Annotated in this window: 29 protein-coding genes and 1 pseudogene; 22 read left to right on the forward strand and 8 right to left on the reverse strand. The window is 70.5% G+C overall.

Going from position 1 to position 24,890, the window contains the following annotated elements:
• Nucleotides 1-97: 97 nt before the first annotated feature.
• The 4 genes from C6376_RS11165 to C6376_RS11180 form a co-directional block, all read right to left on the reverse strand.
• A complete protein-coding gene (locus C6376_RS11165; RefSeq protein ID WP_107443277.1) occupies nucleotides 98-304 on the reverse strand; it encodes a hypothetical protein in 207 nt (68 codons plus the stop codon).
• 32 nt (nucleotides 305-336) lie between these two features.
• The gene (locus tag C6376_RS11170; protein ID WP_107443278.1) at nucleotides 337-1,551 is read right to left on the reverse strand and encodes a S1C family serine protease; all 1,215 of its coding nucleotides are present in this window, start codon (nucleotides 1,549-1,551) and stop codon (nucleotides 337-339) included.
• 257 nt (nucleotides 1,552-1,808) lie between these two features.
• Complete coding sequence (locus C6376_RS11175) at nucleotides 1,809-2,831, reverse strand: LacI family DNA-binding transcriptional regulator (protein WP_107443279.1); 1,023 nt, start codon at nucleotides 2,829-2,831, stop codon at nucleotides 1,809-1,811.
• A 105-nt stretch (nucleotides 2,832-2,936) separates the two neighbouring features.
• The gene (locus tag C6376_RS11180; protein ID WP_107443280.1) at nucleotides 2,937-3,725 is read right to left on the reverse strand and encodes a response regulator transcription factor; all 789 of its coding nucleotides are present in this window, start codon (nucleotides 3,723-3,725) and stop codon (nucleotides 2,937-2,939) included.
• Nucleotides 3,726-3,956: 231 nt separating this feature from the next.
• Between C6376_RS11180 and C6376_RS45130 the strand changes: the two are divergent.
• The 8 genes and pseudogenes from C6376_RS45130 to C6376_RS11215 form a co-directional block, all read left to right on the forward strand.
• A pseudogene (locus C6376_RS45130) lies at nucleotides 3,957-4,331 on the forward strand (alpha/beta hydrolase); the annotation flags it as partial.
• Nucleotides 4,332-4,444: 113 nt separating this feature from the next.
• Nucleotides 4,445-4,699 carry a MoaD/ThiS family protein gene (locus C6376_RS11190; protein WP_107448896.1) on the forward strand — a complete coding sequence of 85 codons (255 nt, stop codon included), beginning with the start codon at nucleotides 4,445-4,447 and terminating at the stop codon, nucleotides 4,697-4,699.
• A gap of 1 nt (nucleotide 4,700) precedes the next feature.
• Nucleotides 4,701-6,041, forward strand: a complete 1,341-nt coding sequence (locus tag C6376_RS11195; RefSeq protein WP_107448897.1) for a hypothetical protein — start codon at nucleotides 4,701-4,703, stop codon at nucleotides 6,039-6,041.
• A 138-nt stretch (nucleotides 6,042-6,179) separates the two neighbouring features.
• Nucleotides 6,180-6,917: a DUF2993 domain-containing protein gene (locus C6376_RS11200; RefSeq protein ID WP_107443281.1), complete on the forward strand. Its 738-nt coding sequence runs from the start codon at nucleotides 6,180-6,182 to the stop codon at nucleotides 6,915-6,917.
• A 280-nt stretch (nucleotides 6,918-7,197) separates the two neighbouring features.
• Nucleotides 7,198-7,278: an Ms5788A family Cys-rich leader peptide gene (locus tag C6376_RS46370; protein ID WP_351335063.1), complete on the forward strand. Its 81-nt coding sequence runs from the start codon at nucleotides 7,198-7,200 to the stop codon at nucleotides 7,276-7,278.
• Nucleotides 7,279-7,415: 137 nt separating this feature from the next.
• Complete coding sequence (locus C6376_RS11205) at nucleotides 7,416-8,255, forward strand: sulfurtransferase (protein WP_107443282.1); 840 nt, start codon at nucleotides 7,416-7,418, stop codon at nucleotides 8,253-8,255.
• A gap of 44 nt (nucleotides 8,256-8,299) precedes the next feature.
• A complete protein-coding gene (locus C6376_RS11210) occupies nucleotides 8,300-8,587 on the forward strand; it encodes a DUF1416 domain-containing protein (protein WP_007382995.1) in 288 nt (95 codons plus the stop codon).
• Between the two features lie 79 nt (nucleotides 8,588-8,666).
• Entirely contained in the window at nucleotides 8,667-8,927 is a 261-nt protein-coding gene (locus C6376_RS11215; RefSeq protein ID WP_107443283.1) for a DUF3099 domain-containing protein, read from the forward strand.
• Nucleotides 8,928-8,990: 63 nt separating this feature from the next.
• Here the strand turns inward: C6376_RS11215 and C6376_RS11220 are convergent, their stop codons facing one another.
• On the reverse strand, nucleotides 8,991-9,353 hold the full coding sequence (locus C6376_RS11220; RefSeq protein ID WP_107443284.1) for a DsrE family protein: 363 nt from the start codon (nucleotides 9,351-9,353) through the stop codon (nucleotides 8,991-8,993).
• A 99-nt stretch (nucleotides 9,354-9,452) separates the two neighbouring features.
• Between C6376_RS11220 and C6376_RS11225 the strand changes: the two genes are divergently transcribed.
• The 6 genes from C6376_RS11225 to C6376_RS11255 all read left to right on the forward strand — a co-directional run bounded on the left by C6376_RS11225 (nucleotide 9,453) and on the right by C6376_RS11255 (nucleotide 14,372).
• Nucleotides 9,453-10,214, forward strand: a complete 762-nt coding sequence (locus C6376_RS11225; RefSeq protein ID WP_254075906.1) for a hypothetical protein — start codon at nucleotides 9,453-9,455, stop codon at nucleotides 10,212-10,214.
• Complete coding sequence (locus tag C6376_RS11230) at nucleotides 10,211-11,107, forward strand: hypothetical protein (RefSeq protein ID WP_254075907.1); 897 nt, start codon at nucleotides 10,211-10,213, stop codon at nucleotides 11,105-11,107. Before C6376_RS11225 ends, C6376_RS11230 begins: the two co-directional genes overlap by 4 nt.
• Nucleotides 11,104-12,069 carry a procyclic acidic repetitive family protein gene (locus C6376_RS11235; RefSeq protein ID WP_254075908.1) on the forward strand — a complete coding sequence of 322 codons (966 nt, stop codon included), beginning with the start codon at nucleotides 11,104-11,106 and terminating at the stop codon, nucleotides 12,067-12,069. The genes C6376_RS11230 and C6376_RS11235 overlap by 4 nt, the downstream gene beginning before the upstream one ends.
• Before the next feature lie 248 nt (nucleotides 12,070-12,317).
• Nucleotides 12,318-12,893 carry an FABP family protein gene (locus C6376_RS11245; protein ID WP_107443286.1) on the forward strand — a complete coding sequence of 192 codons (576 nt, stop codon included), beginning with the start codon at nucleotides 12,318-12,320 and terminating at the stop codon, nucleotides 12,891-12,893.
• A gap of 26 nt (nucleotides 12,894-12,919) precedes the next feature.
• Nucleotides 12,920-13,396, forward strand: a complete 477-nt coding sequence (locus C6376_RS11250) for a Fur family transcriptional regulator (protein WP_173985625.1) — start codon at nucleotides 12,920-12,922, stop codon at nucleotides 13,394-13,396.
• A 10-nt stretch (nucleotides 13,397-13,406) separates the two neighbouring features.
• Nucleotides 13,407-14,372, forward strand: a complete 966-nt coding sequence (locus C6376_RS11255) for a folate-binding protein YgfZ (RefSeq protein WP_107443288.1) — start codon at nucleotides 13,407-13,409, stop codon at nucleotides 14,370-14,372.
• A 19-nt stretch (nucleotides 14,373-14,391) separates the two neighbouring features.
• Here C6376_RS11255 and dtd read toward each other — a convergent pair whose 3' ends face one another.
• On the reverse strand, nucleotides 14,392-14,817 hold the full coding sequence (gene dtd, locus C6376_RS11260; RefSeq protein WP_107448900.1) for a D-aminoacyl-tRNA deacylase: 426 nt from the start codon (nucleotides 14,815-14,817) through the stop codon (nucleotides 14,392-14,394).
• Nucleotides 14,818-14,975: 158 nt separating this feature from the next.
• Between dtd and C6376_RS11265 the strand changes: the two genes are divergently transcribed.
• From C6376_RS11265 to C6376_RS11275, 3 genes are all read left to right on the forward strand, one after another.
• Nucleotides 14,976-15,542: an aerial mycelium formation protein gene (locus C6376_RS11265; protein ID WP_107443289.1), complete on the forward strand. Its 567-nt coding sequence runs from the start codon at nucleotides 14,976-14,978 to the stop codon at nucleotides 15,540-15,542.
• A gap of 175 nt (nucleotides 15,543-15,717) precedes the next feature.
• Nucleotides 15,718-16,986 carry a GNAT family N-acetyltransferase gene (locus C6376_RS11270; protein ID WP_107443290.1) on the forward strand — a complete coding sequence of 423 codons (1,269 nt, stop codon included), beginning with the start codon at nucleotides 15,718-15,720 and terminating at the stop codon, nucleotides 16,984-16,986.
• A gap of 332 nt (nucleotides 16,987-17,318) precedes the next feature.
• A complete protein-coding gene (locus C6376_RS11275; protein ID WP_107443291.1) occupies nucleotides 17,319-18,227 on the forward strand; it encodes a winged helix-turn-helix domain-containing protein in 909 nt (302 codons plus the stop codon).
• Here the strand turns inward: C6376_RS11275 and C6376_RS11280 are convergent.
• Nucleotides 18,217-18,411: a hypothetical protein gene (locus tag C6376_RS11280; RefSeq protein WP_057579244.1), complete on the reverse strand. Its 195-nt coding sequence runs from the start codon at nucleotides 18,409-18,411 to the stop codon at nucleotides 18,217-18,219. The two genes, C6376_RS11275 and C6376_RS11280, sit on opposite strands and share 11 nt — an antisense overlap.
• 246 nt (nucleotides 18,412-18,657) lie before the next feature.
• On the opposite strand from C6376_RS11280, the gene C6376_RS11285 reads away from it, so the two are divergent.
• Both C6376_RS11285 and C6376_RS11290 read left to right on the forward strand, forming a co-directional pair.
• Nucleotides 18,658-19,536 (forward strand): winged helix-turn-helix domain-containing protein, encoded by an 879-nt coding sequence (locus C6376_RS11285; RefSeq protein ID WP_173985626.1) that lies wholly within the window; start codon nucleotides 18,658-18,660, stop codon nucleotides 19,534-19,536.
• The gene (locus C6376_RS11290) at nucleotides 19,485-20,288 is read left to right on the forward strand and encodes an HAD family hydrolase (RefSeq protein ID WP_107443292.1); all 804 of its coding nucleotides are present in this window, start codon (nucleotides 19,485-19,487) and stop codon (nucleotides 20,286-20,288) included. Before C6376_RS11285 ends, C6376_RS11290 begins: the two co-directional genes overlap by 52 nt.
• Here the strand turns inward: C6376_RS11290 and C6376_RS11295 are convergent.
• Nucleotides 20,275-20,460: a hypothetical protein gene (locus C6376_RS11295; protein ID WP_107443293.1), complete on the reverse strand. Its 186-nt coding sequence runs from the start codon at nucleotides 20,458-20,460 to the stop codon at nucleotides 20,275-20,277. The two genes, C6376_RS11290 and C6376_RS11295, sit on opposite strands and share 14 nt — an antisense overlap.
• A gap of 192 nt (nucleotides 20,461-20,652) precedes the next feature.
• Between C6376_RS11295 and C6376_RS11300 the strand changes: the two genes are divergently transcribed.
• The 3 genes from C6376_RS11300 (at nucleotide 20,653) to C6376_RS11310 (ending at nucleotide 24,883) form a co-directional block, all read left to right on the forward strand.
• Entirely contained in the window at nucleotides 20,653-21,525 is an 873-nt protein-coding gene (locus C6376_RS11300; protein ID WP_107443294.1) for a GntR family transcriptional regulator, read from the forward strand.
• Between the two features lie 202 nt (nucleotides 21,526-21,727).
• Nucleotides 21,728-23,908 (forward strand): aminoglycoside phosphotransferase family protein, encoded by a 2,181-nt coding sequence (locus C6376_RS11305; protein ID WP_254075909.1) that lies wholly within the window; start codon nucleotides 21,728-21,730, stop codon nucleotides 23,906-23,908.
• 87 nt (nucleotides 23,909-23,995) lie between these two features.
• The gene (locus C6376_RS11310) at nucleotides 23,996-24,883 is read left to right on the forward strand and encodes a hypothetical protein (RefSeq protein ID WP_107443296.1); all 888 of its coding nucleotides are present in this window, start codon (nucleotides 23,996-23,998) and stop codon (nucleotides 24,881-24,883) included.
• Nucleotides 24,884-24,890: the final 7 nt, after the last annotated feature.

The following is a 24,890-nucleotide window of genomic DNA, read 5'->3' on the forward strand; positions in this document are numbered from 1 at the left end:
CCGACGGGCGCGTACGGAACGGGCGGCGGGTACGGGCCGTACGGAGCGGGCCGTACGGAGCAGGTGGAGCGGAGCAGGTGGAGCGGGCCGGGCGCGTTCAGCCGCGCAGCGCCGCGAGCCGGTTCAGCGGGACCTTGCGCACGTGCGGCCGGCCGGCCGGGGCGCGCAGCCCGGTCAGCTGCGGGGCCACCTCCGGCGCGCGGGTCGACGCGGTCGGCGCGTGCAGCTCGTACGCCACGTCGAGGGCCAGCCCGAGGTCGGCCGCACCGCAACCGGTCACCGTGTGCGATACCTGCTTGATCATGACGTACTCCCTGACTCGGTCGGTGGGGATGGTCAGCTGTCGGAGCCGCCGGCCCGCAGTGTGGCGAGGTCGGACTTGACGGTGTTGACCGGGATGGCGAATCCGAGGCCGACGCTGCCGGCGTCGGAGGAGGACGAGTCGGCCGCGGCGGAGTACATCGCGGAGTTGATGCCGATGATGTCGCCCGCGGCGTTGATGAGCGCGCCGCCGGAGTTGCCGGGGTTGAGGGAGGCGTCCGTCTGGAGCGCCTTGTACGTCGTGGTGGACTGGCCGGTGTCGCCGTTGAACTGCCGGCCGCCGAACTGGAACGGCCAGTTGCCCTCCCCGCCGCCCTGCTGCTGCCCCTGGTTCTCGTCGGTGGAGACGGTCACGTCGCGGTCCAGGGCGGAGACGATGCCGCTGGTGACGGTGCCGGTCAGGCCCTCGGGGGAGCCGATCGCCACGACCGTGTCACCGACCTTGACGCCGTCGGAGTCGCCGAGGGTCGCCGCCTTGAGGCCGGAGGCGTTCTCCAGCTTGATGAGCGCGAGGTCCTTCTTGCTGTCCGTGCCGACGACCTTGGCGGTGTACGACTTGCCGTCGCTGGTCGTCACCTTGATCGAGTTCGCGCCGGAGACAACGTGGTTGTTGGTGACGACCTCGCCGCCGCTGGTGATGATCACGCCGGACCCGGTGGACGTCCCGTTGCTGAGCGTGGCGCTGACCTCGACGACGCTCGGGCTGACCGCCGCGGCGATGGTGGCCACGTCGCCCGTCTTGCTGGACGGCACCACGCTGGTGGTGGTGGACGTGGCGACCGCCTCGTCCTTGCCGGTCAGCTCCTGGATGCCGTAGGCGGTGCCGCCCCCGATCGCGGCCGCGACGATCGCCACGGCGGCGAGCAGCGCGAGCGGACCGCGGGTGCGCTTCTTCCGGGCGTGGGGGGCGGGCTCGGCGGCCGGGGGAGCGAGCAGAGCGGTTCCGCCGCCGTGGCCGCCGCCGCTCGGGGCCGCCTGGGCCTGCCATCCGGTGGCGGGGTCGACCGCCGGCTGCCGCGCGGTCTGCTGCGGGACCGGCTGCCGCGCGGTCTGCTGCGGGTCGTGGGGTGCGGCGGGCCGATGGGCGGGCGGCGGCGGCCACTCCGGGTTCACCGGGGACGAGGTCGCCGGCGACGGGACCGCCGGGGAGGAGGCGTGCTGCCGGGCGCCCTCGTACGGGGCCTGGTACGGGTTCTCGTACTCGCCGCTGCGGCGGATGCTCTCGGTCATGGAACGAAGCCTGCCGCTCGACCATGAGAGCTCCCTGAGTGCTCCCTGAGAAGCCCGCCAGAACCTCGTGTGCCCGATATGAAGCCCGGCGCGGCGGCAGCGCGAGGTCTCTCAGACAGGTCTCATGAAAGCCGTCCGGGAACCGTCCGGACACCATGTGCAGGCAACGTCACGCGGTGGGAGCTGTCACCCGCAGGCACCGTCACGCGCTGTGTGGGCCGGCCGATGTGCCCTGCCCGTCCGAGGGGCCGGGGCGGCTATTCGCAGCCGCAGGAGCGCCGCGCGACCAGGCGCGAGGGGAACACCTTCAGACGCTCGCGCCGGGATCCCGCCACCCGCAGACCGTCGTCGAGGACGAGGTCGACGGCGGCCCGCGCCATCGCCGAGCGGTCCGACGCGATCGTCGTCATGGGCGGGTCGGCCAGGGCCGCTTCCTTGATGTCGTCGAACCCGATGACCGCCAGCTCGCCCGGGACGTCGATGCGCAGCTCGCGTGCGGCGCGCAGCAGGCCGATCGCCTGGTCGTCGGTGGAACAGAAGACGGCCGGCGGCCGGTCCGGGCCCGCCAGGAGCTCGAGGGAGACGCGGTAGGCGTCGTAGCGGTTGTAGGGGGCCTCGAAGAGCCGGCCCCGCGTACTGATCCCGGCCTCGTCCATCGCGCGCCGCCAGCCCTCGACGTGGTCGGAGACCGGGTCGCCGACGGAGGGCGTCTCCGCGGTGCCGCCGACGCAGGCGACGTACGGGTGGCCGTGTTCCAGGAGGTGGCGGACGGCGAGCTGGGCGCCGCCGAGGTCGTCGGTGACGACGGCGACGTCGTCGATGGCCTCGGGGCGCTCGTGCAGCAGCACCACGCGCGCGTCCCAGGCGTCGATCTCGGCGGCCGCCTGGTCGTTCAGGGCGTGGCTGACGAGGATGAGGCCGGAGACCCGCATCCCGAGGAACGCCCGCAGATAGTGGACCTCGCGCTCGGCGACGTAGTCGGTGTTGCCGACCAGCACCATTTTCCCGCGCTCGGAGGCGGCCTGCTCGACCGCGTGCGCCATCTCGCCGAAGAAGGGCTGACGGGCGTCCGGGATGATCAGGCCTATGAGGTCGGTGCGTCGGGACGCCATCGCCTGAGCGACCCGGTCGGGCCGGTACCCCAGCTCCTTGATGGCGGCGAGGACACGCTCGCGCGTGGCCGGGGCGACCGGCCGGGGTCCGTTGTTGATGACGTAACTGACGACGGCGGTCGAAGTCCCCGCCAGCCGCGCCACGTCATCCCGAGTCACCTTTGCCACGCGCGGAGTCTACGCGGATGGACCGGCTCTGGGCAGGGCGTGAAGAACCTTCTGCTTGCGGAAGCAACGCCCTGTCCGAGCAGGTGCGGGGCCTACTGGCGGGTACTACGCCTCCGCCGAGACCTCGGTGGCGTCCAGGGCGGACACGTTGTCCGCCTCGTCCGTCTTTGCCCGCTCCGACCGGTCCGCCTTCTCCTTGGACTCGTCCGTGGAGCGTTCCCCCTTCTCAGGGGTAACGAATCGATAACCGACGTTCCGGACGGTTCCGATCAGCGACTCGTGCTCCGGACCCAGCTTGGCCCGCAGCCGCCGTACGTGGACGTCGACCGTGCGGGTGCCGCCGAAGTAGTCGTAGCCCCAGACCTCCTGGAGCAGCTGTGCGCGCGTGAACACCCGGCCGGGGTGCTGGGCGAGGTACTTCAGGAGCTCGAACTCCTTGAAGGTGAGGTCCAGGACCCGCCCCTTCAGCTTCGCGCTGTAGGTCGCCTCGTCGACCGACAGGTCGCCGTTGCGGATCTCCATGGGGGAGTCGTCGTTGACGATCTGCTGGCGGCCCATGGCCAGCCGCAGGCGCGCCTCGACCTCGGCCGGTCCGGCGGTGTCCAGGAGTACGTCGTCGATGCCCCAGTCGGCGGTGACGGCGGCGAGGCCGCCCTCGGTCACGACGAGGACGAGCGGACAGCCCGGTCCGGTGGAGCGCAGCAGCTGGCACAGGCTGCGGACCTGCGGCAGGTCGCGACGCCCGTCCACGAGGATGACGTCGGCGCCGGGGGTGTCGACGAGCGCGGGGCCTTCCGCCGGGGCCACGCGCACGTTGTGCAGCAGCAGGCCGAGGGCCGGCAGCACTTCCGTCGAGGGCTGGAGAGCGTTGGTCAGGAGCAGCAGAGAACTCATATGTCTGGTTCCTCCTCGGTCCCTGCGTGGGGCCCCTCCCACGCTTGGGGGCGGTGGGGGAGTTCTTGCGGCACTGCGGTCGGCACGGCACTGCTCTGCGTTCCCGGGCCCGTGCACCGACGTTCACCTGGCGTTTCCCGCTCGGTTCCCGTCCGTATACAGCGCGTCCGAAAGCACAAAAGGACCCGGGGGCTGCGCTGCCCGAGTCCTCTGTCCAGCAGAATAGCCCACATGAGCAGCGGTCCGGCAGGTCATGTGCCGCGTTCCACCGTTCGTCCGGATTGCGAGACGGGCACGGGCGCACCATTGCGGACGTTTCTGCCCACCGCCGACGGGGTTTCCATTGATTTCGTATACGAACCGGGTGCGGCCGTATACGAAGCCGACGGGTCGTCCGCCCGTCACCCGGTCTTCGTCGTCGCACACGGGTTCACCGGGGACGTGGACCGGCCGCACGTACGACGGGTGGCGTCCGGCCCTGCCCGGTAGGGCGCCGTCGTCACCTTCTCCTTCCGGGGGCACGGCCGCTCCTGAGGGCACTCCACCGTGGGCGACCGCGAGGTCCTCGACCTGGCCGCCGCGGTGGACCGGGCCCGCTCGCTCGGCACGGGCCACGCCGAGCACGTGGCCGGCGACGGCCCGCTGACCCGCGTCGGGACTGGGCGGTCGCCCGGGCGGGCTAGCCTGACCGTGTACACAGCCGATCGATTGAGGAACCCATGCCCCAGGTCACGGTGCGCTACTGGGCCGCCGCGAAGGCCGCGGCCGGCATTGCCGAGGAGCCGCACGAAGCAGCCACGCTCGCCGAAGCACTCGACGCCGTGCGCGAGCGACACCCCGGCGAACTCGTGCGTGTCCTGCAGCGATGTTCGTTCCTCGTCGACGGCAACCCCGTGGGCACCCGCGAACATGAGACGGTACGGCTGGCCGACGGCGGCACGGTCGAGGTGCTCCCGCCGTTCGCAGGAGGGTGAGATGAGCGACCAGCCGTACGACCATCAGGGTTACCCGGGCCACCACAACCATCAGGGCAGCGAGGGCCACCAGGGCCACGACGTCCAGCAGGACCGCGAGGGCCACCAGGGCCACCAGGGTCAGGCGGACCACGACCCGTACGCCCAGCATCCTCACCAGGCCCAGCAGCAGGCGTGGCCGGGGCAGCAGCAGAGGTACGACGACCCGCAGGCGCACCTTCAGTACACCCAGCAGTGGCAGGGGCAGACCTGGGAGACGAGCGTCCAGCCGCCGGTCACCGCCGCCGACCCGGCCGAAACCGCCTACCTGCCGCCCCAGACGGGCGGGTCCCCCGCATACGGGAACCCGCAGGCCGCCTACGGGGACCCGGCGGCCGCCGCCGCGCCCCTGCCGCCGGAGCACCGCACCCCGGCGGACGGCCGGCACGCCGCCGCCCGGCCGGCGTCCCACGCATCGCACGCGGCCTACGCGTCTCACGCATCCCACGCGCGTGCCGCCGTGCCGGCCTCCGCTGCCGCGGTCTCCCAGTCCGCGGGCGGCAGCGGCTCGGGTTACGGCCCCGCCACGGTGGCAGGCAACGCCCGGGTCACCGACGCCCAGCGGGCCCGTCTGGAGGGACGCTCGCCGATCATCGAGCCGGGGATGCAGCCCGCCGCGCTCACCGCACTGCTCGGTCTGCTGCTCTCCGGCACGGCGGCGATCGGTTCGTACGCCCTGCTCGTCCCGCTCGTCGTCCTCCAGGCGGTGACGGCCGCGGGCTGGTTCCGGCTGAACGGCATGTGGCCGGCCCGGCAGGGCATCGCGCTCGCCTTCCTGGGCGCGCTGGTCGCCGACGCGGTGCTCCTCGCCGCCGGCCGGGAGCACGCGCCCGCCGCCATCCTCGGCACCCTGGGCGTCTGGGTCCTGCTCTGCCTCATCCTCCAGCTGCGCTCGCACGCCGATCCCGACGAGCGCATGTACGGGCTGATGGCGACCGTCACCGCCAGCGCGCTGGCCGTCCTCGCCGCCGGCCACCTCGGCGCCGACCCGGAGGCGGTGTCGGTCGGCGCGGCCGCGGTGGCGGTGGCCGTCCTCGCCAGGGCGCTGCCGCTGCCCACCCCGGCCTCCGTCGTGGTGGCCCTGCTCGCCGGGGCGGGCGCGGGCATCGCGGTCGGCGGGATGACCGGTCTGGGCGCGAAGGGCGCGTTGCTCGGCGCGGGCGCGGCGGTCTGCGCGCTCATCGGCCACCGCGTCGCGAGCTACGACTACCCCTCCCGCTTCGTGCACTTCACGGCGGGCGTGGCCCTGCCGCTGGCCGCGGCCGCACCCGCCGTGTACGTGCTGGGGCGGGCGCTGGCGTAAGGAGTCCGGCGTAAGGACGTAAGAGCGGTAAGGGTCTGTCACAGGTGATCGACAATCCGGCGGCGGGCCTTTCCCGAAGGGTTACCTTGAACCGTTGTCAGTGAACTGTTCAGGTCGTCCGGTGGGGGAATATCCGTCATGCGCGCACTACGCATACTTCTGGTCGTCGTCGTGGTCCTGGGCGGCCTGTTCGTGCTCGCGGACCGCCTCGCCGTGAACTTCGCCGAGGGCGAGGTGGCCGACAAACTCAAGGCCAACGAGGGCCTCTCCGCCACCCCTGACGTGTCCATCAAGGGCTTCCCGTTCCTCACCCAGGTCGTCGGCGGCTCGCTGGACGACGTCGAGGTGGGCATCAAGGACTACCAGGCGGCGACCGGCACCAGCGGTCGGACCATCCGCATCGGCGACCTCCAGGCGAACATGAAGGGCGTCGAGTTCTCCGGCGACTACAGCTCCGCGACCGCCGCCAGCGCCACCGGCACCGCCTCCATCACCTACACCGAGCTGCTGAAGACGGCCAAGGCCGAGCCCACCGAGGTGGTGCGGGGCGTCACCGCCAACGTCGTCGGCCTCTCGGACGGCGGCAACGGCAAGATCAAGGTCGCCGTCCAGGCCACCGTCCTCGGCGCCAAGCTGCCGCAGCCCGTGTACGTCCTGAGCACGGTCACCGTCCAGGGCGACACCGTCCGCGTGCACGCCGACTCGCTGCCGAGCTTCGGCGGGGTCCGGGCCGCCGAGAACGAGGTGCGCTCGATCACCGACTTCCAGCAGAAGATCGACGACCTGCCCGGCGGCATCAAGCTCGACAAGGTCCAGGCGGGCAAGGACGGGGTCGAGATCTCTGTGAAGGGTTCTGACGTCAGGCTGGCCGGGTAGGGCTGGACGCCGACGGACGACCGTCGATCCACGGACGGCCGATCCACGCACCGGCCCATGGACGACCGTCGATGGACGCGTGAGCCGTCGATGGACGACAGACGTCCGACAGGCGAGACGCGATCGTCCGTGCGGCACATGTGACGACGGATACAAGCGCCCGGAACCCGTGTCCCCACGGTCCGGGCGCTTCTGCTTTCCCAGTATGCGGACGATCGCGTCTCATCATGCGGAGCGCTGGTGACATGTCCGCCTGTCCGTCCCTACGATCGACGACATGATGCAGCGACAGGCGGATCTCACGAAGCGGCGGGCAGTAGACCTGTGCCGCGTCGCCGCCATGCTCTGTCGCCCCTTCTGAGCGGAAGCGCCGCCGGCCCTCCGCGTCTCCCCCGCCCTCTTCCGAGGGCATCCGTGCGCCGGCCGCCGGCGAGTCCCGGCCGCGCACCCCTCTTTATCTTGCACCCCCCGCCGTAACTGCCCCGGAGGAGAACGAGCATGAGCCGCAGCGACGTACTGGTCGACGCCGACTGGGTCGAGGCCAACCTCGACAACGCCGACATCGCCATCGTCGAGGTCGACGAGGACACGTCCGCGTACGAGAAGAACCACATCAGGAACGCGATCCGGATCGACTGGACCCAGGACCTGCAGGACCCGGTCCGCCGTGACTTCGTCGACCAGGAGGGCTTCGAGAAGCTCCTGTCCGCGAAGGGCATCGCCAACGACACGCTGGTGATCCTCTACGGCGGCAACAACAACTGGTTCGCCTCGTACGCCTACTGGTACTTCAAGCTGTACGGCCACGAGAACGTCAAGCTCCTCGACGGCGGCCGCAAGAAGTGGGAGCTGGACGCCCGCGAGCTGGTCGAAGAGGTGCCCGAGCGCGCGACGACCGACTACAAGGCCAAGCCGCAGAACACGGCCATCCGCGCCTACCGCGACGACGTCGTGGCGGCCATCGGCGTCCAGAACCTGGTCGACGTCCGCTCGCCCGACGAGTTCAGCGGCAAGCTGCTCGCTCCCGCCCACCTGCCGCAGGAGCAGTCGCAGCGTCCGGGCCACGTCCCGTCCGCCCGCAACATCCCGTGGTCGAAGAACGCCAACGACGACGGCACGTTCAAGTCGGACGACGAGCTCAAGGAGCTCTACGCCGACGAGCAGGTCGACCTGGCAAAGGACACCATCGCGTACTGCCGCATCGGTGAGCGCTCGGCCCTGACCTGGTTCGTGCTGCACGAGCTGCTGGGCGTGGAGAACGTCAAGAACTACGACGGCTCCTGGACCGAGTACGGCTCCCTGGTCGGCGTCCCGATCGAGCTCGGCGCCAACAAGTAATCCCACCCGACCGACCTTCTGGTCAGACCCCTCTGGAGAAACACATGTGTGGAGCGAAGGCCGGCGGCCCGGACGCCTCGACGATCAAGCCCGGTGAGACCACGATCCAGGGTCAGGTGACCCGGGACGGCGAACCGGTGGTCGGATACGTCCGACTGCTGGACTCGACCGGCGAGTTCACCGCGGAGGTCCCGACCTCCGCCACCGGACAGTTCCGCTTCTACGCGGCCGAAGGCACCTGGACCGTCCGCGCCCTCGTGCCCGGCGGCACCGCCGACCGCACCGTGGTCGCCCAGCAGGGCGGTCTCGCCGAGGTCGCGATCGCGGTCTGAGCACGACGCGGGGGCCGTGTCCCACGGGTTGGACGCCCGGGACACGGCCCTTCGCCGTGCCCCGGCCTACCCTGGACGTATGTTGGCCCGCCGACGGCACGTCTACTTCGCGATGATGGGCACCTGCATCGCGCTGTTCGTCCTGGCCTGGGCCGTCGTGCGTATCTGGTCGACGCCCGCGGCCGTCGCGATGTGCCTGGTGGCGATGGTCATCCCGCCGGTGGCGGCGATGGTCGCCAACCGCCGCGGCCCCGAGGACCGCTGGTGGGACGACCCCTCGGGCGACCCCAAGTCCGACGAGTGGTGGGACGAGCTCGACGGCAAGAAACGCCGCCCGTAGACAGAGCGCCCCGGGCAGCCCGGCCCCGGCGCCCCGGTACGTGGGGTGCCCCTGTCACCCTCCCTAGTACACGAGCGCCTGCGTGTCGTCGCCCAGTGCCTCCTGGACGAACACCTGCGCCCCCGCGATCCGGACGCCGTCGATGACGTCCTTCTCCGTGATGTCCCGGCGGGCGGCGCACTGGGTGCACAGCGTGAGACGGCCGCCGGCCAGGACGGATTCGAGGAGACCGGGCAGCGGCGCCGCGTGCGGGAGCTCGAACTCCGCGGCCCGGCCCGGCAGCGCGAACCACGCGGACTCCCCGGTCAGCCACAGGGAGACCTCGACGCCGCTGGCCACGGCGACCGCGGCGACCGTGAACGCCTGAGAGCACCGCTCGGGCGCGTCGGCCCCTGCCGTCACCTTGATCACGAGCTTGTTCGCCATACCCGAATCGTAATCAGGTTCCTTACAACCGCCGATCTTGACCACGGGTCTCCTGTGAAGCGCGTCGTGGAAAGCGCTTGAATTCAGAGGGGGATTCTTGTGGAAGATCCGGAAAAAACGGCAGACGACCTCGGCCTCGACCCTGGCTCCGGCCGCCGCCGGCCGCGCGGCCGTACGACGCTGATGATCGCCGGAGCCGCCCTGCTCGGGGTGGTCGCAGGGGTCTGCACCGGCTACGTGATCCAGGCCGGCCGTGCGCCCACCGCGCTGCCGCCGCTCTCCCAGCCCGTCGTGGGACAGGCCGGGGGCGAGGCCGAGCCGCTGTCGGCGGCGCAGGACCGCCGGGTCAGGACCGACGGCGACCTGCGCAAGCTGCTGATCACGCGGCCCAGGGGGGCGAAGGACAGCCGCTTCCCGGTGGGCCGCGACGGCTGGGCGGACCTGGCCTCGTACGCGGGGGAGTACAAAAGCCCGGCCGACGCGTTCGACAGCCTCGCCGGGAGTGAGTTCCGCCGTGCGGCCACGACGTCGTGGCGGGTGGGCGAGAACGACAACGTCGAGATCAACCTCGTGCAGTTCCGTCAGGAGGACGATCCGTCGGCGTCCGAGTGGGCCGATTCCGGCCGTTCCTGGGCCGAGAAGGAGAAGGACACCCGCGACTGGCCCATTCCCGGTACCGGCGACGGGACGGTGTACGTGCACGACACACCCGTACGGAATCCGGGCTACCTCCCGCTGTACGCGGCCGAGGCGCTCGCCTGGCGGGGAGACGTTTACATGGAGGTCCGTGTCACGGACAGCAAGCCGATATCCAAGGCGAAGATGATGGACCTGGCCGTCCGGCAGATGGGGAAGCTGTGAGCGAGAGTCCTGAGAGCATCCCGGCCGAGAGTCCTGAGACCGCCGCGGCCGAGAGTCCTGAGAGTCCCGGGACCACCGCGGCCGAAGCCGAGGCCGCCGTCGTCGGGGAGCCCGCCGCCCCCAAGGCCCGTCGGGCCGGCCGGATCGCCGCCGTGGCCGGGTCCGTGCTGCTGGCCTGCGCGGTCGTCGGCGGTGTCGGCTACACCGTCGTGACCGTCCGGGACGCGGACCGCGAGGTCGGTAGCCCCACCTGGAAGTTCCCGCGCGTGCGCGCCGGGGCCGACGACAAGGCCGGCGGCAACGGGAAGAAGGAGGGCGCCGCAGGATCGGGGCTGAGCGCGCTGCTGCTGCCGTACGGCACCGACGGCTACCAACCCGGTCCGGACCTGGCCGAGTTCGGTCAGGACGCCGAGTTCAGCGGCGCACAGGCCACCGCCCTGCGCAAGGAGTCGTTCAAGGACCTGCCCGGCGCCTCCCGCCGGAAGCTGGAGAAGCTGGTCGACAAGGAGCGCATCAAGGGCGTGGCGATGCGTAGTTACGCCGTCGACTGGTCGGACTACAACATCAAGGACACGATCACCCTGCACGTCACGTTGTCGAGGCAGGAGAACCCGACCGCCGTGCGCCGCTCAGCGACGGCCTTCAACGGCTTCGTCGCCGCGATGGACTTCTTGCGCAAGGGTCCGAAGATCGAGGGCCACCCGGACGCGCGGTGCTTCCTGAGCCCCAAGGGCGAGAGTACGGACCTGGGCACGGCGCTCTGCACCGCCGCCGTGGGAGACGTGCTGGTCAGCGTCACATCGGCGGCGCCTGACCCGATCGGCGGCACGTTCGTCGCCAAGTTCTTCGCCAAGCAACTCGACCGCATCGACGACCCGGGACAGGCCGTATGACCACCGAGCACCCCCGCCTGCAGCCACCGCCCGCCCCGGAACCGCTTCCGAAGCCGTCGGCGGTGCCGGAGCCAGAACAGTCGCCGGAACCGCTTCCGAAGCCGTCGCCGACCGACGCCTGCGGAACGACCCCCGAAACCGTTTCCGACGCGGCTCCCGACCCCCTCCCGGACCGGCAGGACGACCGCCCGGCCGCCCCCAAGGACCGCCGGGTGCTGCGGGCCGTCCTGCGCTGGACCGCCGTCGTCACGGTCTTCGCCGCGCTCGGGGCGGGAACGGCGTACGGGATCACGCGCATGGAGCGCACCGACCTGCCCGGGCTCGCCACCGCGTCGGACGGCCGCTGGGCCTATCCGGACATCGCCATGCCGCCGCTGCCCTCCGGCAGCCCGAGCCCGTTCGACACCGGGAACCATGCCACCGCCCACTACGCGGACCTGCGGGCGCTGCGTCTCCCCGCGCCCGAGGGCTCGACGGAGGACAAGGCGCTGCACGGCGCCGACGGCTGGCTGGCCACGAAGGACTTCCTGCCGGTGTTCGAGGCGAAGGAGGACCGCACCACCGTCGGACAACTGCTCACCGACAACGGCCTGCGGCACATCGCGGCCCGTGGCTGGACCACCCCGGACGGCACCCGCACCGGCGTCTACCTGCTGCAGTTCGACACGGGCGCGGTCGCCGAGCGCGTGTACACCGCGCTCACCACGTTCACCAGCCCGGTGCACGCGGCCCGCGGCGCGACCGAGACGGAGTTCGACGAGGGATACCCCATCGCCGCCGACGTCCCGAACGTCAAACGTCACGTCTACGACGAGGCGAAGCCGTACGGCGCGGAGCAGCTGCGGCAGGCCTACCTGCACGCCGGCGACGTCATCGCCCTGGTGCTGCAGTCCCGCAAGGGCGCCGCGGCGGCCGTTCCGTTCCAGCAGACCGTGGCCCTGCAGAGTCAGCTGCTGAGCTGACGCCCGGGGAGGGCCTACCTCACAAGGAGGGCGGGGTCCCGGCCGCGTAAGCTGGGGCCCGGCCCTGTCGTACGTGTCGCGAGCCGTCCGTACCCGAAGCACGCTCATCCGAGGAGCACCCGTGGAGATCTTCTTCGAAGCCCTGCTGGTCCTGGTCTGCGTCGGCGTTCTCGCCTTCGCCGGTCTGACCGTGAAGAAGCTGTACCAGGGCCAGCGCTGAGACCGACCACCCCCAGGAACTGTCACTCATGATCGAGATTCCGTCCGACCTCCACAAGGACCTCGTCCCCCTCGCCTTCCTGCTCGGCAGCTGGGCGGGCGCGGGCGTGCACGACTTCCCGGGGTCGCAGAAGTGCAACTTCGGGCAGGAGGTCACCTTCGCCCACGACGGCCGTGACTTCCTGGAGTACCACTCCCACACCTGGGTCCTGGACAACGACGGCAACAAGGTCCGTCCGCTGGAGTCCGAGTCCGGCTTCTGGCGCATCGACGCCGACCGCAAGGTCGAGGTGACGATGGTCCGCGACGACGGCGTGGTCGAGATCTGGTACGGCGAGCTCGCCGACAAGAAGCCGCAGATCGACCTCGTCACCGACGCGGTGGCCCGCACGGCCGCCTCCGGCCCCTACACCGGCGGCAAGCGTCTGTACGGGTACGTCAAGAGCGACCTCATGTGGGTCGGCGAGAAGCAGACCCCCGAGGTGGAGCTGCGCCCCTACATGTCGGCCCACCTGAAGAAGGTCGTCACCCCGCAGGACGTCGAACGCTGGGCGAAGGCCCTCCCCGACGACATGCCGGACGACGGAATCGCCTTCTTCAAGTAGTCCCGGACGGACCTAGACTCTTCTGTGTGGTGAGCACTGGAAGCACTGACTGGAAGAGCGACCTGCGGCAGCGCGGATACCGCCTGACGCCGCAGCGCCAGCTTGTCCTGGAGGCCGTGGACACCCTGGAGCACGCGACCCCCGACGCCATCCTCGTGGAAGTGAGGAAGACGGCGTCGGGGGTCAACATTTCCACGGTGTACCGGACCCTGGAGCTTCTGGAGGAGCTCGGGCTGGTCAGCCACGCGCACCTGGGACACGGGGCGCCGACGTACCACCTGGCCGAGCGGCACCACCACATCCACCTGGTGTGCCGCGACTGCGACAACGTCATCGAGGCGGACGTGCAGGTCGCCGCCGAGTTCACGGCCAAGCTGCGGCGGAGCTTCGGCTTCGAGACGGACATGAAGCACTTCGCGATCTTCGGCCGCTGCGAGGACTGCACGCTCAAGGGTTCGACCGTCAAGGGTTCTACCGTCAAGGGTTCCCCTGCCGGGTCGTAGGCTTGGCGCCATGAAGAGCCCTCTGCTGTCCCTGCCCGGCGCCGTCCCCGCCGAGGGTGTGGACGAAGGCGTCGCCGGTCACTACGGCGACCTGTTCCGCGAGCAGCGCGCCCTCGCCGACGGCGCCGGTTTCGTCGACCTCTCGCACCGCGGAGTCGTCGCCGTCACCGGCGAGGACCGGCTGAGCTGGCTGCACCTCCTGCTCACCCAGCACGTCACCGACCTGCCCGTCGGCCAGGCCGCCGAGGCGCTGATCCTCTCCGCGCACGGTCACATCGAGCACGCGCTGTACCTGGTCGACGACGGCACGACGGTCTGGGCGCACGTGGAGCCCGGCACCCAGGACGCGCTGATCGCGTACCTGGAGTCGATGAAGTTCTTCTACCGGGTCGAGGTCGCCGACCGCACCGCGGACACCGCGGTCGTCCACCTGCCCGCCGGGTCGATCGCATCCGTCCCGGCGGGTGTCGTGGTCCGCGAGACCGCGTACGGCCGCGACCTCTTCCTGCCCCGGGCCGACCTGGAGTCGTACGCCGCGCAGGCCGGTCCGCCCGCCGGGATCCTGGCCCTCGAGGCGCTCCGCGTCGAACAGCACCGCCCGCGCCTCGGCTTCGAGACCGACCACCGCACCATCCCGCACGAGCTCGGCTGGATCGGCACCGCCGTGCACCTGCAGAAGGGCTGCTACCGGGGTCAGGAGACGGTCGCCCGGGTCCAGAACCTCGGCAAGCCGCCCCGCCGTCTGGTCTTCCTCCACCTCGACGGCAGCGAGGTCCACCTGCCCGCCGCGGGCACCGAACTCCGCGTCGCCGACGAGGCGCCCGACAGCCGCAAGATCGGCTTCGTCACCACGTCCGCGCGCCACCACGAACTCGGTCCGGTCGCCCTGGCGCTGGTGAAGCGCAACGTCCCGCTGGACGCCCCGCTGCTGGCGGGCACCACGGCGGCGGCCCAGGAGGTCGTGGTCGAGCCGTAGGGAGCCTTCCGCCCGCGCCTCAGACCTCGATCAGCACCGTGAACGGGCCGTCGTTCGTCAGCGACACCCGCATCCGCGCGCCGAACCGGCCCGTCGCCACGGTCGCCCCGAGGGCGCGCAGCTGCGCCACGACCTCGTCGACGAGCGGTTCGGCGACGGGGCCCGGCGCGGCCGCGTTCCAGGTGGGCCGGCGGCCCTTGCGCGCGTCGCCGTACAGCGTGAACTGGCTGATCACCAGCAGCGGGGCGGCGATGTCGCTGCAGGACTTCTCGTCGTGCAGCATGCGCACCGACCAGAGCTTGCGCGCGAGCTGGGCCGCCTTCTCCTTCGTGTCCTCGTGCGTGACGCCGACGAGGACGCACAGCCCCTCGCCGTTGATCTCGCCGACCGTCTCGCCGTCCACGACGACGCTCGCGCCGTCCACCCTCTGCACCACCGCTCGCATGCGGACCATGATGCCGGGTCGCGGGCGTGGAACGGCGACTGGCCCATTTTCGATCCTTAAGCCCCTGTCTGGGGCCGTTCGGGGGGACTCGGTCACATAGTGGCCACTTGGGGTGGCACGATGCTTTCCACACGCCGGTCGAGAGACGGTTGAGGCACATGAGCACACCGAGTACCGAGCGGTCGGCGACACACCGGCCGCCCGCACAGCGCAGCGACAGCCCCATGCTGCCCGTCGAGCCGCCCGAGCAGGAGCTGGCCGGGCTGAGTCTGCCCGAGCTGCGCACCCTGCGCCGGGACGCCCAGCGCGACGAGGCCGACCTCAGTTACGTACGACGGCTGTTGCAGGGCCGGATCGACATCCTGCGTGCCGAGCTGGCCCGGCGTTCGCCGACGGGCGCGGCCTCCGTGGTGGACCGGCTGCCGGAGATCCTCACGGACGCCCCTGCCCGGCACCGTTCCTCCGCACGTCACGTCACCCTGGGCACCCCGCACAGCGAGGAGGGCCGGCGGCTGGCCGCCGACATGCTGGCCGACGTCGAGCTCTCCGACCTCGACGCCCGCACGGACCTCGAGCTCCACGAGGCGATGGCCCGGCTGGTGCGTTACGAACAGCAGGTCTCCAGCCGCCGTCAGCACCTCCAGCGGACGGCCGACGAGTCCGGCACGGAGATCACCCGGCGGTACCGGGAGGGGGAGGCGCAGGTGGAGGACCTGCTGGTGTGAGCCCGGCGGAGCGCCGTGCCGGCCCCAGGCGGCCGACCCGGTGACCGGCGGTGATCGGAGGCCGGCGGCTCGGGGACGGGTGGGTCGGGGGCCTGGTGGCCGGGGGCGGCCGGTCACGGGGCGGCGGAGAAGAAATTGCCCGCGCTGCCCGGCCGTGCCTGCTTACGGTGATGCCATGACCAGCCGAGCCAGCCTTCCTGTCGACGTCGACACCCGTCTGATCACCGACTCCGAACTCCCCGACTGGATACGGGCCCTGGACACGGGCTTCCTGCGCCCACCGGTCCTCACCGAACAGCTGTTGGCGGAACGCCGCGCGGCCATCGCGCAGTCCCGCACCTCGGGCGCCTTCGACGCCGGCCGCTGCGTCGCCACGTTCCGCTCCTTCCCGCAGGAGCTCACGGCCGTCGGCGGCGCCGTCGTCCCGGCCGACGCGATCTCCAACGTCACCGTCTCGCCCACGCACCGCCGCCGCGGCCTGCTCACCCGGCTGATGACCGACGACCTCACGGCCGCGAAGGAGCGCGGGGACGTCGTGGCCACGCTCATCGCGGCCGAGTACCGGATCTACGGCCGCTACGGCTTCGGTCCGGCCACCACGACGACCGAGTGGTCGATCGACGTGCAGCGTGCCGGTCTCGACCCGCGCCGGTCGGGTCAGCCGGAGGAGGGCCGGATCGACCTCGTCGACGGCGACGAGGTCCGCAAGACGGGTCCCGGTCTGCACGAGCGGCTGCGGCGTGCGCAGCCCGGCGCCGTCAGCAGGAGCGAGGCGTGGTGGGACGTCCAGACCGGGGTGGCGAACCCGACCGGCGACCCCTGGACCGAGCCCTTCTACGCGGTGTACCGCTCGCCCGACGGCGAGGTGGAGGGGCTGGTCTCCTACCGGGCCGACGAGAAGTGGAGCGACGCCAAGCAGCCGCTGAACACGGCGTCGGTGCGGTGGCTGATCGCGGTGACCCCGGCTGCCGAGCGCGCCCTGTGGCACTACCTGTGCTCCATCGACTGGATCACCCGGGTGAAGTCGGGCCGGCGCTCGCCGGCCGATCTGCTGCCGCTCTACCTGCCGGACCCGCGCGCGGCGACCGTCACCACGCAGGCGGACTGGCTGTGGGTGCGGATCCTGGACGTCGTACGGGCCCTTGAGGCGCGTACCTACGACATGGCCGGCGAGCTGGTGCTGGAGGTCGTCGACGGGGCCGGCCTGGCCGGCGGCCGCTTCCTGCTGGACGCGACCCCCGACGGGGCCTCCTGCGTGCCGACCGCCCGCAGCGCCGACCTCACTCTCGACGTCGGCGAGCTGGCGACGCTGTGGCTGGGCGACGAGTCCGCGGTGCGGCTGGCGGCCCTGGGCCGGCTCCGGGAAGAACGAGCGGGCGCCGCCCGGGGGGCCGACGCCCTGCTGCGTACGTCCGGGCGGCCTTGGTGCCCGGACATGTTCTGACGGCTCCTCTCGTGAGCGGTCGGTGCGGTGTGGCAGCGGATCCATGGACCTGAACCCCTGGATCCGCTCATCCGTAGCTGTTCAGTTGTGGCTGTGCTTCGTTCTGAAGTTGTGGCTGAGCGGTGCTGTTCAGTTGTGGCTGTACGTCGGCGCCGGCCGCGCGGGCTCCCGGCTCCCCTCCGGAAGGGGGCCCACCGGCCAACCGTCTAGAAGCTTGACCATGTCGTTGAAGTTGGCAGCCAACTTCACTGTACTTATGTCCGCTTGGAAGCGTCCTATAACCATCTCTCTTAGAACTGCCGGAAGATGGCGAGAAGTTGTACTGTGCGGACGTGGAGCCGGAACATGCCTCCGTCAAGGGGCGGAGGGAGGCGGGGCGGCCGTTGCCGTCACACCGTGAGGTGGCCGACGAGTTGCGCACCCGGATCAGAACCGGAGTGCTGCGGCCGGGTCAGCGCATGCCCACACAGGCCAAGCTGGCGAAGGAGTTCGGCGTCGAGCGGGGCGCCGTGCGGCAGGCCCTGCGCATTCTGCAGTCGGAACGGCTTCTGACCAACGTCTCCAAGGGCAGCCCGGCGACGGTCGCGGGGCTGCCGGGGGCGGCCGGCGGGCCGGCCGGGCCCGCCGCGGCGCCGCAGCCCTCGATGGTGGGGCTGCCGCCCCGCGTCACCGCGGCCTTCGCGGCGGAGCACGTCCAGGTCGACGCACTCTGCCTGACCGCGGTGTCACTGACGGCCGCGATCGGTGAACCGCTGCGGCAGATCCACGCGGGGCAGCTGAAACCGGCCAAGATCGACGTCCGGGTCCTGCTGCCGTCCCGGGACATCGACCTCGCCTTTCCCACTCCGGTGGACGGCTCGCCCGGCGGGCGGCTGCAGCGCCGCTGGCTCGCCCACCGCAACGCCCAGGGTCAGGTGCTGCGGCACAACCTGCTCACCCTGCGTTCCACGCACGGCATCGACGTGCACGTGACCTTTCGCGCGCTGCCGTTCACCCCGCCCGTCAAGCTGTATCTGCTCAACGGGACGGAGGCGTTGTTCGCGTACTACACGGTCACCCGGGGCGAGCAGACGATCGACCAGGAGCACCTGGAGCTGTACGACGCCGAGGGCACGCGGTCGCTGCTGTTCGCCTTCGAGGAGGGCGCCGGCCCGCGGGACACGACGTTGGTGGAGCAGTCCCGGAGGTGGTTCGACGCGCTGTGGGACACCATCAGCTCGGAGCTGGTGCTCACGAGCTGACGGCGGGTCCGGTGGCGAGGAGGGCGAGGATCACCGCGCCGAGGGAACTGATGGCAGGGCTCTTGGCCTTGACGCCGACGCTGAGCAGGAGCAGGCCGACGGCGCCGGTGCTGCCGTACTTCCACTGGATGGTCTGTTCGACGCCGACGACGAAGGCGGCGCAGAGGAGGACGAGGGCGGGCATGGGCGGGTTCCCCCCTTCGGAGGCTGGGAGACGGAGTCCCGGATCGAGGGCCGGGTTCGAGGTCCCGGATCGAGGTCCGGACCCAAGTCCACGTTCGTGGTCCCGGACCGTGGTCCGGGAATGGAGGCAAACCTTCCGCCAACTCGCTGAAGTTGGCAACCAACTATGATTATGTTGTCCCCACTTGGTGGCAACTGTTAAACAACTTTCAAACAACTCCCGTCAGATGGATGGAAGTTGTAGCGTTTGGTCGTGACCCAGGAGAACGTGGCAGTGAACGGCAGCGGACGGCTCTCGCCCCAGGAGATCGCCGATGTCCTGCGCGAACGCATCCGCGCCGGGGAGCTCAAGGCCGGTGAGCGGCTGCCCACGCAGGCCGAACTCGCCGACGAGTTCGGCGTGGAGCGCGGCGCCGTCCGCCAGGCCCTGAGGTCACTGCAGGACGACGGACTGCTCACCAACGTGAGCAAGGGCAGCCCGCCCCGCATCGCCCAGCCGTCGTCGCCGGGCCGCGACGAACCCCAGCCCACGATGGTCGGCCTGGCCCCCCGGCTCACCGCCGCCTTCTCCGCGCCCCATGTGCGCATCGACGCCGCCTGCCTCACCGCCGAGAGCCTCATTCCGGCCCTGGGTGAGCCGCTGCGGCTGATCCACGGGGGGCAGCTGAAGCCCGCCAGGATCGACGTGCGCATCCTGCTGCCGTCCCGGGACATCAGCCTCGCCTTCCCGGTCCCGGTCGACGGCCGCGGGGACGACGACCCGGTCCACCAGCGCTGGCTGGCCATGCGCAACGCCCAGGGCCATGTGCTCCGCCACAACCTGCAGACCCTGCGCTCGCACGGCATCGACGTCAACATCACTTTCCGCGCGCTGCCGTTCACCCCGCCGGTCAAGCTGTACCTCCTCAACGGCGAGGAGGCGCTGATGGCGTACTACATGGTCACCCGCCGCGAGGAGGCCACCGACAGCGGAACCCTGGACATGTACGACGTGCTGGGCACCGAGTCGCTCCTCTTCTCCTTCGAGAAGGCGGCCGGTCAGCGCGACGCCGCGTTCGTGGAGGAATCCCAGAAGTGGTTCGACGCCCTCTGGGAAACCATCACGACGGACCTGACACTCTCCTAGTGACCTCTGATACGCAGCAGACCCAACAGGTGACCCCCGACACCGACCCCGACACCGAGACCGCTGACCTGCGGGAAGTGATGGGAAGCGCGCGCGTCGTCCTCTGGGACTTCGACGGGCCCATCTGCCGTCTCTTCGCCGGTCATTCGGCGGACGTGGTGGCCGACGGCCTGGTGGAGTGGCTCGAAGGACGGGGCCTGCACCACCTGCTGACGGAGTCCGAGCGGGACTCGCTCGACCCGCACGTCGTGCTGCGTGCCGTGGACCGCCGGCACCCGGGCAGCGACCTGGTCACCGAGCTGGAGGAACGCCTCACCCAGGAAGAGCTGAGGGCCACGGCCACGGCGATGCCCACGCCCTACGCCGACCCGCTGATACGCACCCTGACGGCCCGCGGCCTGCGGCTGGCGATCACCACGAACAACTCCCCCCGGGTGGTCGCCACCTACCTCGCGTCCCGCGGTCTCACCTCGTGCTTCACGCCCCACGTCTACGGTCGCACCCAGGAGCTGCGCCACCTCAAGCCGCACCCGCACTGCCTGAACCTCGCCCTGCGCGCCATGGGCTCGGCGCCCGGCACCGCGCTGATGATCGGTGACACCCCCTCCGACTTCCTGGCCGCCCGGGAGGCCGGCGTCCCCTTCCTCGGCTACGCGCGTAACGAGCGCAAGGAGAAACTGCTCAGGGGCGCGGGCGCGACACTCGTGGTCCCGTCCCTGGAACCGGTACTGGACGCGGTCAGGTCCGCCTGAGCATCAGGGCCACGAGCACGACGGCCGCCCCGACGGCGAGCACGTCGTGCCGGGCACGCACGCCCACGGCCACGGTGAACAGCAGCAGCACCCCCGCCACCCCCAGTTTGGCCCGTACCGTCAAACCCGCGCAGAACGCGAGGAGTTCCCAGAGCGCCGATAACAGGAGCACGTCCTTCCACCTTCTTGCCAGTCTCTGTGAAACTTTCCATTACCGGTCCAATTGGACTGGTTGCCTTGAAGTGGATTTCCCCTCGCGGGGTGATCCTTAACCAGCCTGTCGTGCAGGGCACTTGAACAGGATCCGACCGGGGACTTGACCGGTGCTGGTTTGCCATTGGCCGGATGGCGGTACGGTCGGCGTGTGGACGTGCAGCAGGGCAGCGACGGTGGGGGAAGGGCGTTCCAGCGGGTCGCCGACGACCTGCGTGCCCGCATGACGGACGGCACCTACTCGCTGCGTTCCTTTCTGCCCTCCCAGCGGGACCTGGCAGAGGAGTACGGGGTCTCCCGCGACACCGTGCAGCGCGTGCTGCGGGAACTGGCCAGCGAGGGCTGGATCGAGTCCCGCCAGGGCAGCGGCTCCCGGGTGGTCAAGATTCAGCGGATTCACTCGTCGACGCCCAGAGCCACTCGGCTGCGCCACGGCGCGACACTGGGGCCGCTGCTCAGCGAGGCCTTCGAGCAGCCCGAAGTCACCCTGGACGTCTACACGCTGACGTCCGAATCGCTGGACGCGCACATCCGGCTGCAGGCCGAGCGGATCCGCGGCGGCTCGATAGCGCCCGAGCGCATCGGCCTACGCATGATCCTGCCTTCCCGGGACCTCGACCTGCCCTATCCGCGGGTCAAGGACGACAAGGGCGACGAACGTCTGCGCAACCGGCTGCTCGACATCACGGACCGTCACACGGAATCGCTGCGCGGGGTGCTGAAGGCCCTGAAGACGGAGAAGTACGTGTCCGCGGTCGACGTCCAGATCCGGCACGCGCCGCTGACACCGGCCTTCAAGCTGTATCTGCTGAACGGTACGGAGGCGCTGCACGGTCCCTACGAGGTGATCCAGCGCCAGATCGAACTGGAGTCCGGCGAAGAGATCACCGCCCTGGACGTGCTGGGACTCGGCGCCACCCTCACCCACCAGGTGAAGGGCCCGGACCCCAACTCGTCGGGCACGGTCTTCGTGGAAACCTGGCGCTCCTGGTTCGACTCCGTCTGGGATCATCTCGCCGAATAGGCCGCTCGCCGTGCGCTAACATTCCCCAACCGCGCGAGAAATCGCCCGCGTCCATACGTATGAGACGGCGAACACGTCAGTCTCGAACGGCCCGACCGCAATGACTGCCATACCACCCATTGGCTCATTCAGCATCGCTCCGGTCGCACGACGCGTTTACCGTTTGCCCTACCCAGCCCAGCGCGAATCTCCGGAGCGGCCAGTGGTCGACCACCTTGTTCCCCCTCTTCAGCTCGGGGAACGAGCCGCTCGGGGAGCACTGCGGGCTTTCTTCAAGGCCGCCGCGTCGACCCGGGAGTCCAGCGGCCATCACAACCGCAACTACGTGCTGCCGCTGACGGAGGACGTCGCCCCGCTCGTGGGCCGCGCCCCCGGCACATCGGTGGTCGTGCGCACCCGGCGCTCCGACGCGCTGCCGGTGGTGATCAGAACCTGGCAGGACGAGGCGGCCATTCTGCACGCCGTCCAGGGGGTCCTGCCGCACGCGCCGGAATGCCTGGTCAAGGCGCACGGCTACGCCCTTCACAGCTATGTGGAGGGCGTGCCGCTCTCCACCGTCTGCGGAAACGGCAAGCCTGTCGACACGCTCCTGCTCAGGGCGCTCGCCGGACTCCTGGGACAGATGACCCAGGTGCGGCGGCAGGCTCTTCCGCCGCTGCCGGGTTCCTGGCCGGCCAGCCACACTGACAGCCAGGGCTTCCTGAAGGTCTTGGCCCACTGTGCCGACGAACAGATCCGCAAACCCAACTGGGCGGAATTCGGCGGTCTGTTCAAAGCGCTGGGCATCTCCGACGACGCCCTGCTCCGCTTCGCCGAGCGAGTGCCCGCGATGACCCGGCGGCCCTACAGCCTGCTCCACGCGGATCTGCACCGGGACAATGTGATCGTGTCGTACGACGGTGCACCGCCTCTGGTCTGCGTCGACTGGGAGCTGGCGACCTACGGGGACCCGCTGCACGACCTGGCCACACACCTGGTGCGTATGCGCTACCCGGATCATCAGTGGCGCGAGGTGATCGATGCGTGGGCGCAGGCCATGCAGGTGTACCGGCCGAGCGCGGTGAAGGGGCTGGCCAGGGATCTGGACCACTACGTCGGCTTCGAGCGGGCGCAGTCGGTCTACCCGGACGTCATGCGGGCCGCGCGGTCGTTGCAGGGGTCGTTCACGCAGAAGAGACTGGACGAGGCGACCACCGAGGTGCGCAGGGCTCTGCTCACGGCGCAGAAACCGTTGAGACTGCAAGACGTGCCGGCGGAGAACGAGATCGAGCGGGCTCTGTTCCGATGGCTGGCGTCACGCGGCGACGAGGCTGTGGGCGGCCGGGAGTGGATCGCCAAGGCCTTCGACTGGGAGCCTGATCCGCGTCTTCCCGAGAACCCCCGGTTTCCGGCGTCCGCCGTGCGTGAGGCGCTGCTCGCGGAGGGAGCAGCTCCGGCGCACCGCGTCTTCAAGGGAACCGCACACCTCAACTCGGTGGTCCGCGTAGGGGATGTGTCGACTCCCGTGGTGGTGCGCCGCAAACTGCCGGACGTCTCACGCCGAGAGCCCAAATACCTGAGCGAGCACGTCGTCCTGCGGGCGATCCAGAATTCGCGTGTCCGGGTGGCGGCGCCCGAGGTCCTCGCGCTGGGGGTGAGTTTCCCGGACGATCTCTTCAGTATTCAGACCTACGTGAGCACCCATATCGACCGGCCGCCCGTCCATCCGGAAAACGGCCTGCTGCCGCACGAGGCGGACGCACTGGTCGATCAGCTGTGTGAACTGACGCGGGTGAACCATGCGTCGATCGATCCGCAGGCCAAGGACGTCGACTTCTGCGAATGGCTGAAGGAACAACTGGTCGGAGTGGTGAGGGACCTCCCGAAGGAGTCGCTGCAACTGGCACGCACGCTGGGGCTGCCCGACGAGTGGCGGTTGCGGGAGATCCTCTCCCGGCACCAGGTGAGTCGCCGGGAGCCGGCCCTGCTGCACGGCGACCTCAACCCGTGGAACCTGGTGCGCCGTGAGGACGACCTGGCGCTGACCATCATCGACTGGGAGATGGCCCTGGTCGGCGACCCGCTCTACGACCTGGTCAGGCACATGCATCTGACGCCGACCCGGTCGGAGATCCGCACCCGCATGTTCCGGCGGTGGGAGGCGAAGCTGCCGAAGAAGCACACCCGGCACTGGGAGAAGGACTGGTCGGTCTACCGGTGGATCGAGATCGTCCGCTCCGCGTACATCGACCTCGACCGCCTGGCGACCGGCGTGAGCCTGGACGCCCCCAACGTCCGTCGGGCCGTCGACTCCTACGCCGCCACGCTCGCGGCCGCCACCGCCATCCTCGGCCTTCCCGTCCCGGCGACCGCGAACCCCTATCTTGCCCGCGCCCTGGCCTAGCGCGACCATGGTCTGATCGAACGTCGAACACGGTTCGGACCAGGGTCAGTTGACGCCCGTCGGGCGTGAGGCGCGAGGGGGTCGGACATGTCCGCGCGGGGGAGCCGTACGACGGGAGAGGGCGGCGTGGGGAACACGCTGCGGCGCTTTCAGGAACGCTTCGAGCCGACGGTCACCCGGATCCTGCTCCTCGGGATCTTCGTCACCGGCCTGACGGCCCAGTTCGTCAAGCCGGTCGGTGACGCCCTGGAGGGGAAGGCCTTCCTCGGCGGCGCCCTCCTCAGCCTGGTCGGCTACGTGCTCTACGACGCCGTCAAGGATCTGGCGACGACGTTGCGCGTCCCGGCCCGCGGGCAGGTGAACTCTCGGGAGCTCGGCCTCTTCGTGAGCGAGGCCTTCCGCGCCCGCACCGTGGACATCGCGTTCCTCGGCTACACCGGGGAGACGCTCTACAACGAGCTGTACCACCGCCTGGAAGGGCTGCTGGAGGACCCCGGTCCCACCCGCAACGTCACCATCCGGGTGCTCATCCCCGACTTCGGGCAGTCGATGACGGTGCCGTCGAGGGTGGGTGCGCGGGGAGTCCCGGTGGACGACCCCGACTTCCGTAAACGCCTGGAAGCCAAGTGCCGGGAGTTCGACGAGACGCTGTACGGGATCGCCGAACGGCTGACGGTCCGCGGCCGGGTCGCCGCCCGCTGCGAGTACCGGCTCTATCCCGGCATACCGCGGGACAAGATCTGCGTCTTCAACCGGGCGCTGGTGCTGCACGGGCTCTACGACGTCGTGGCCCGTACGGTGCTCAGCAGCGCCTCTCCGGAGTACTACGACCCCAAGGGCTACCGCACCGACCTCAACGTCTGGTCCCAGGAGGGGACGGACGACGCCAGGGCCGCGATCGCCGCGTGGAACAAGCACCTCGACGACCTGTGGTCTCTGGCCGCGCCGCCTCCGTGGCGCGGTCCGGGCTCGTGAACCGGCG

It is taken from the genome of Streptomyces sp. P3 (assembly GCF_003032475.1).
Lineage (GTDB): Bacteria > Actinomycetota > Actinomycetes > Streptomycetales > Streptomycetaceae > Streptomyces.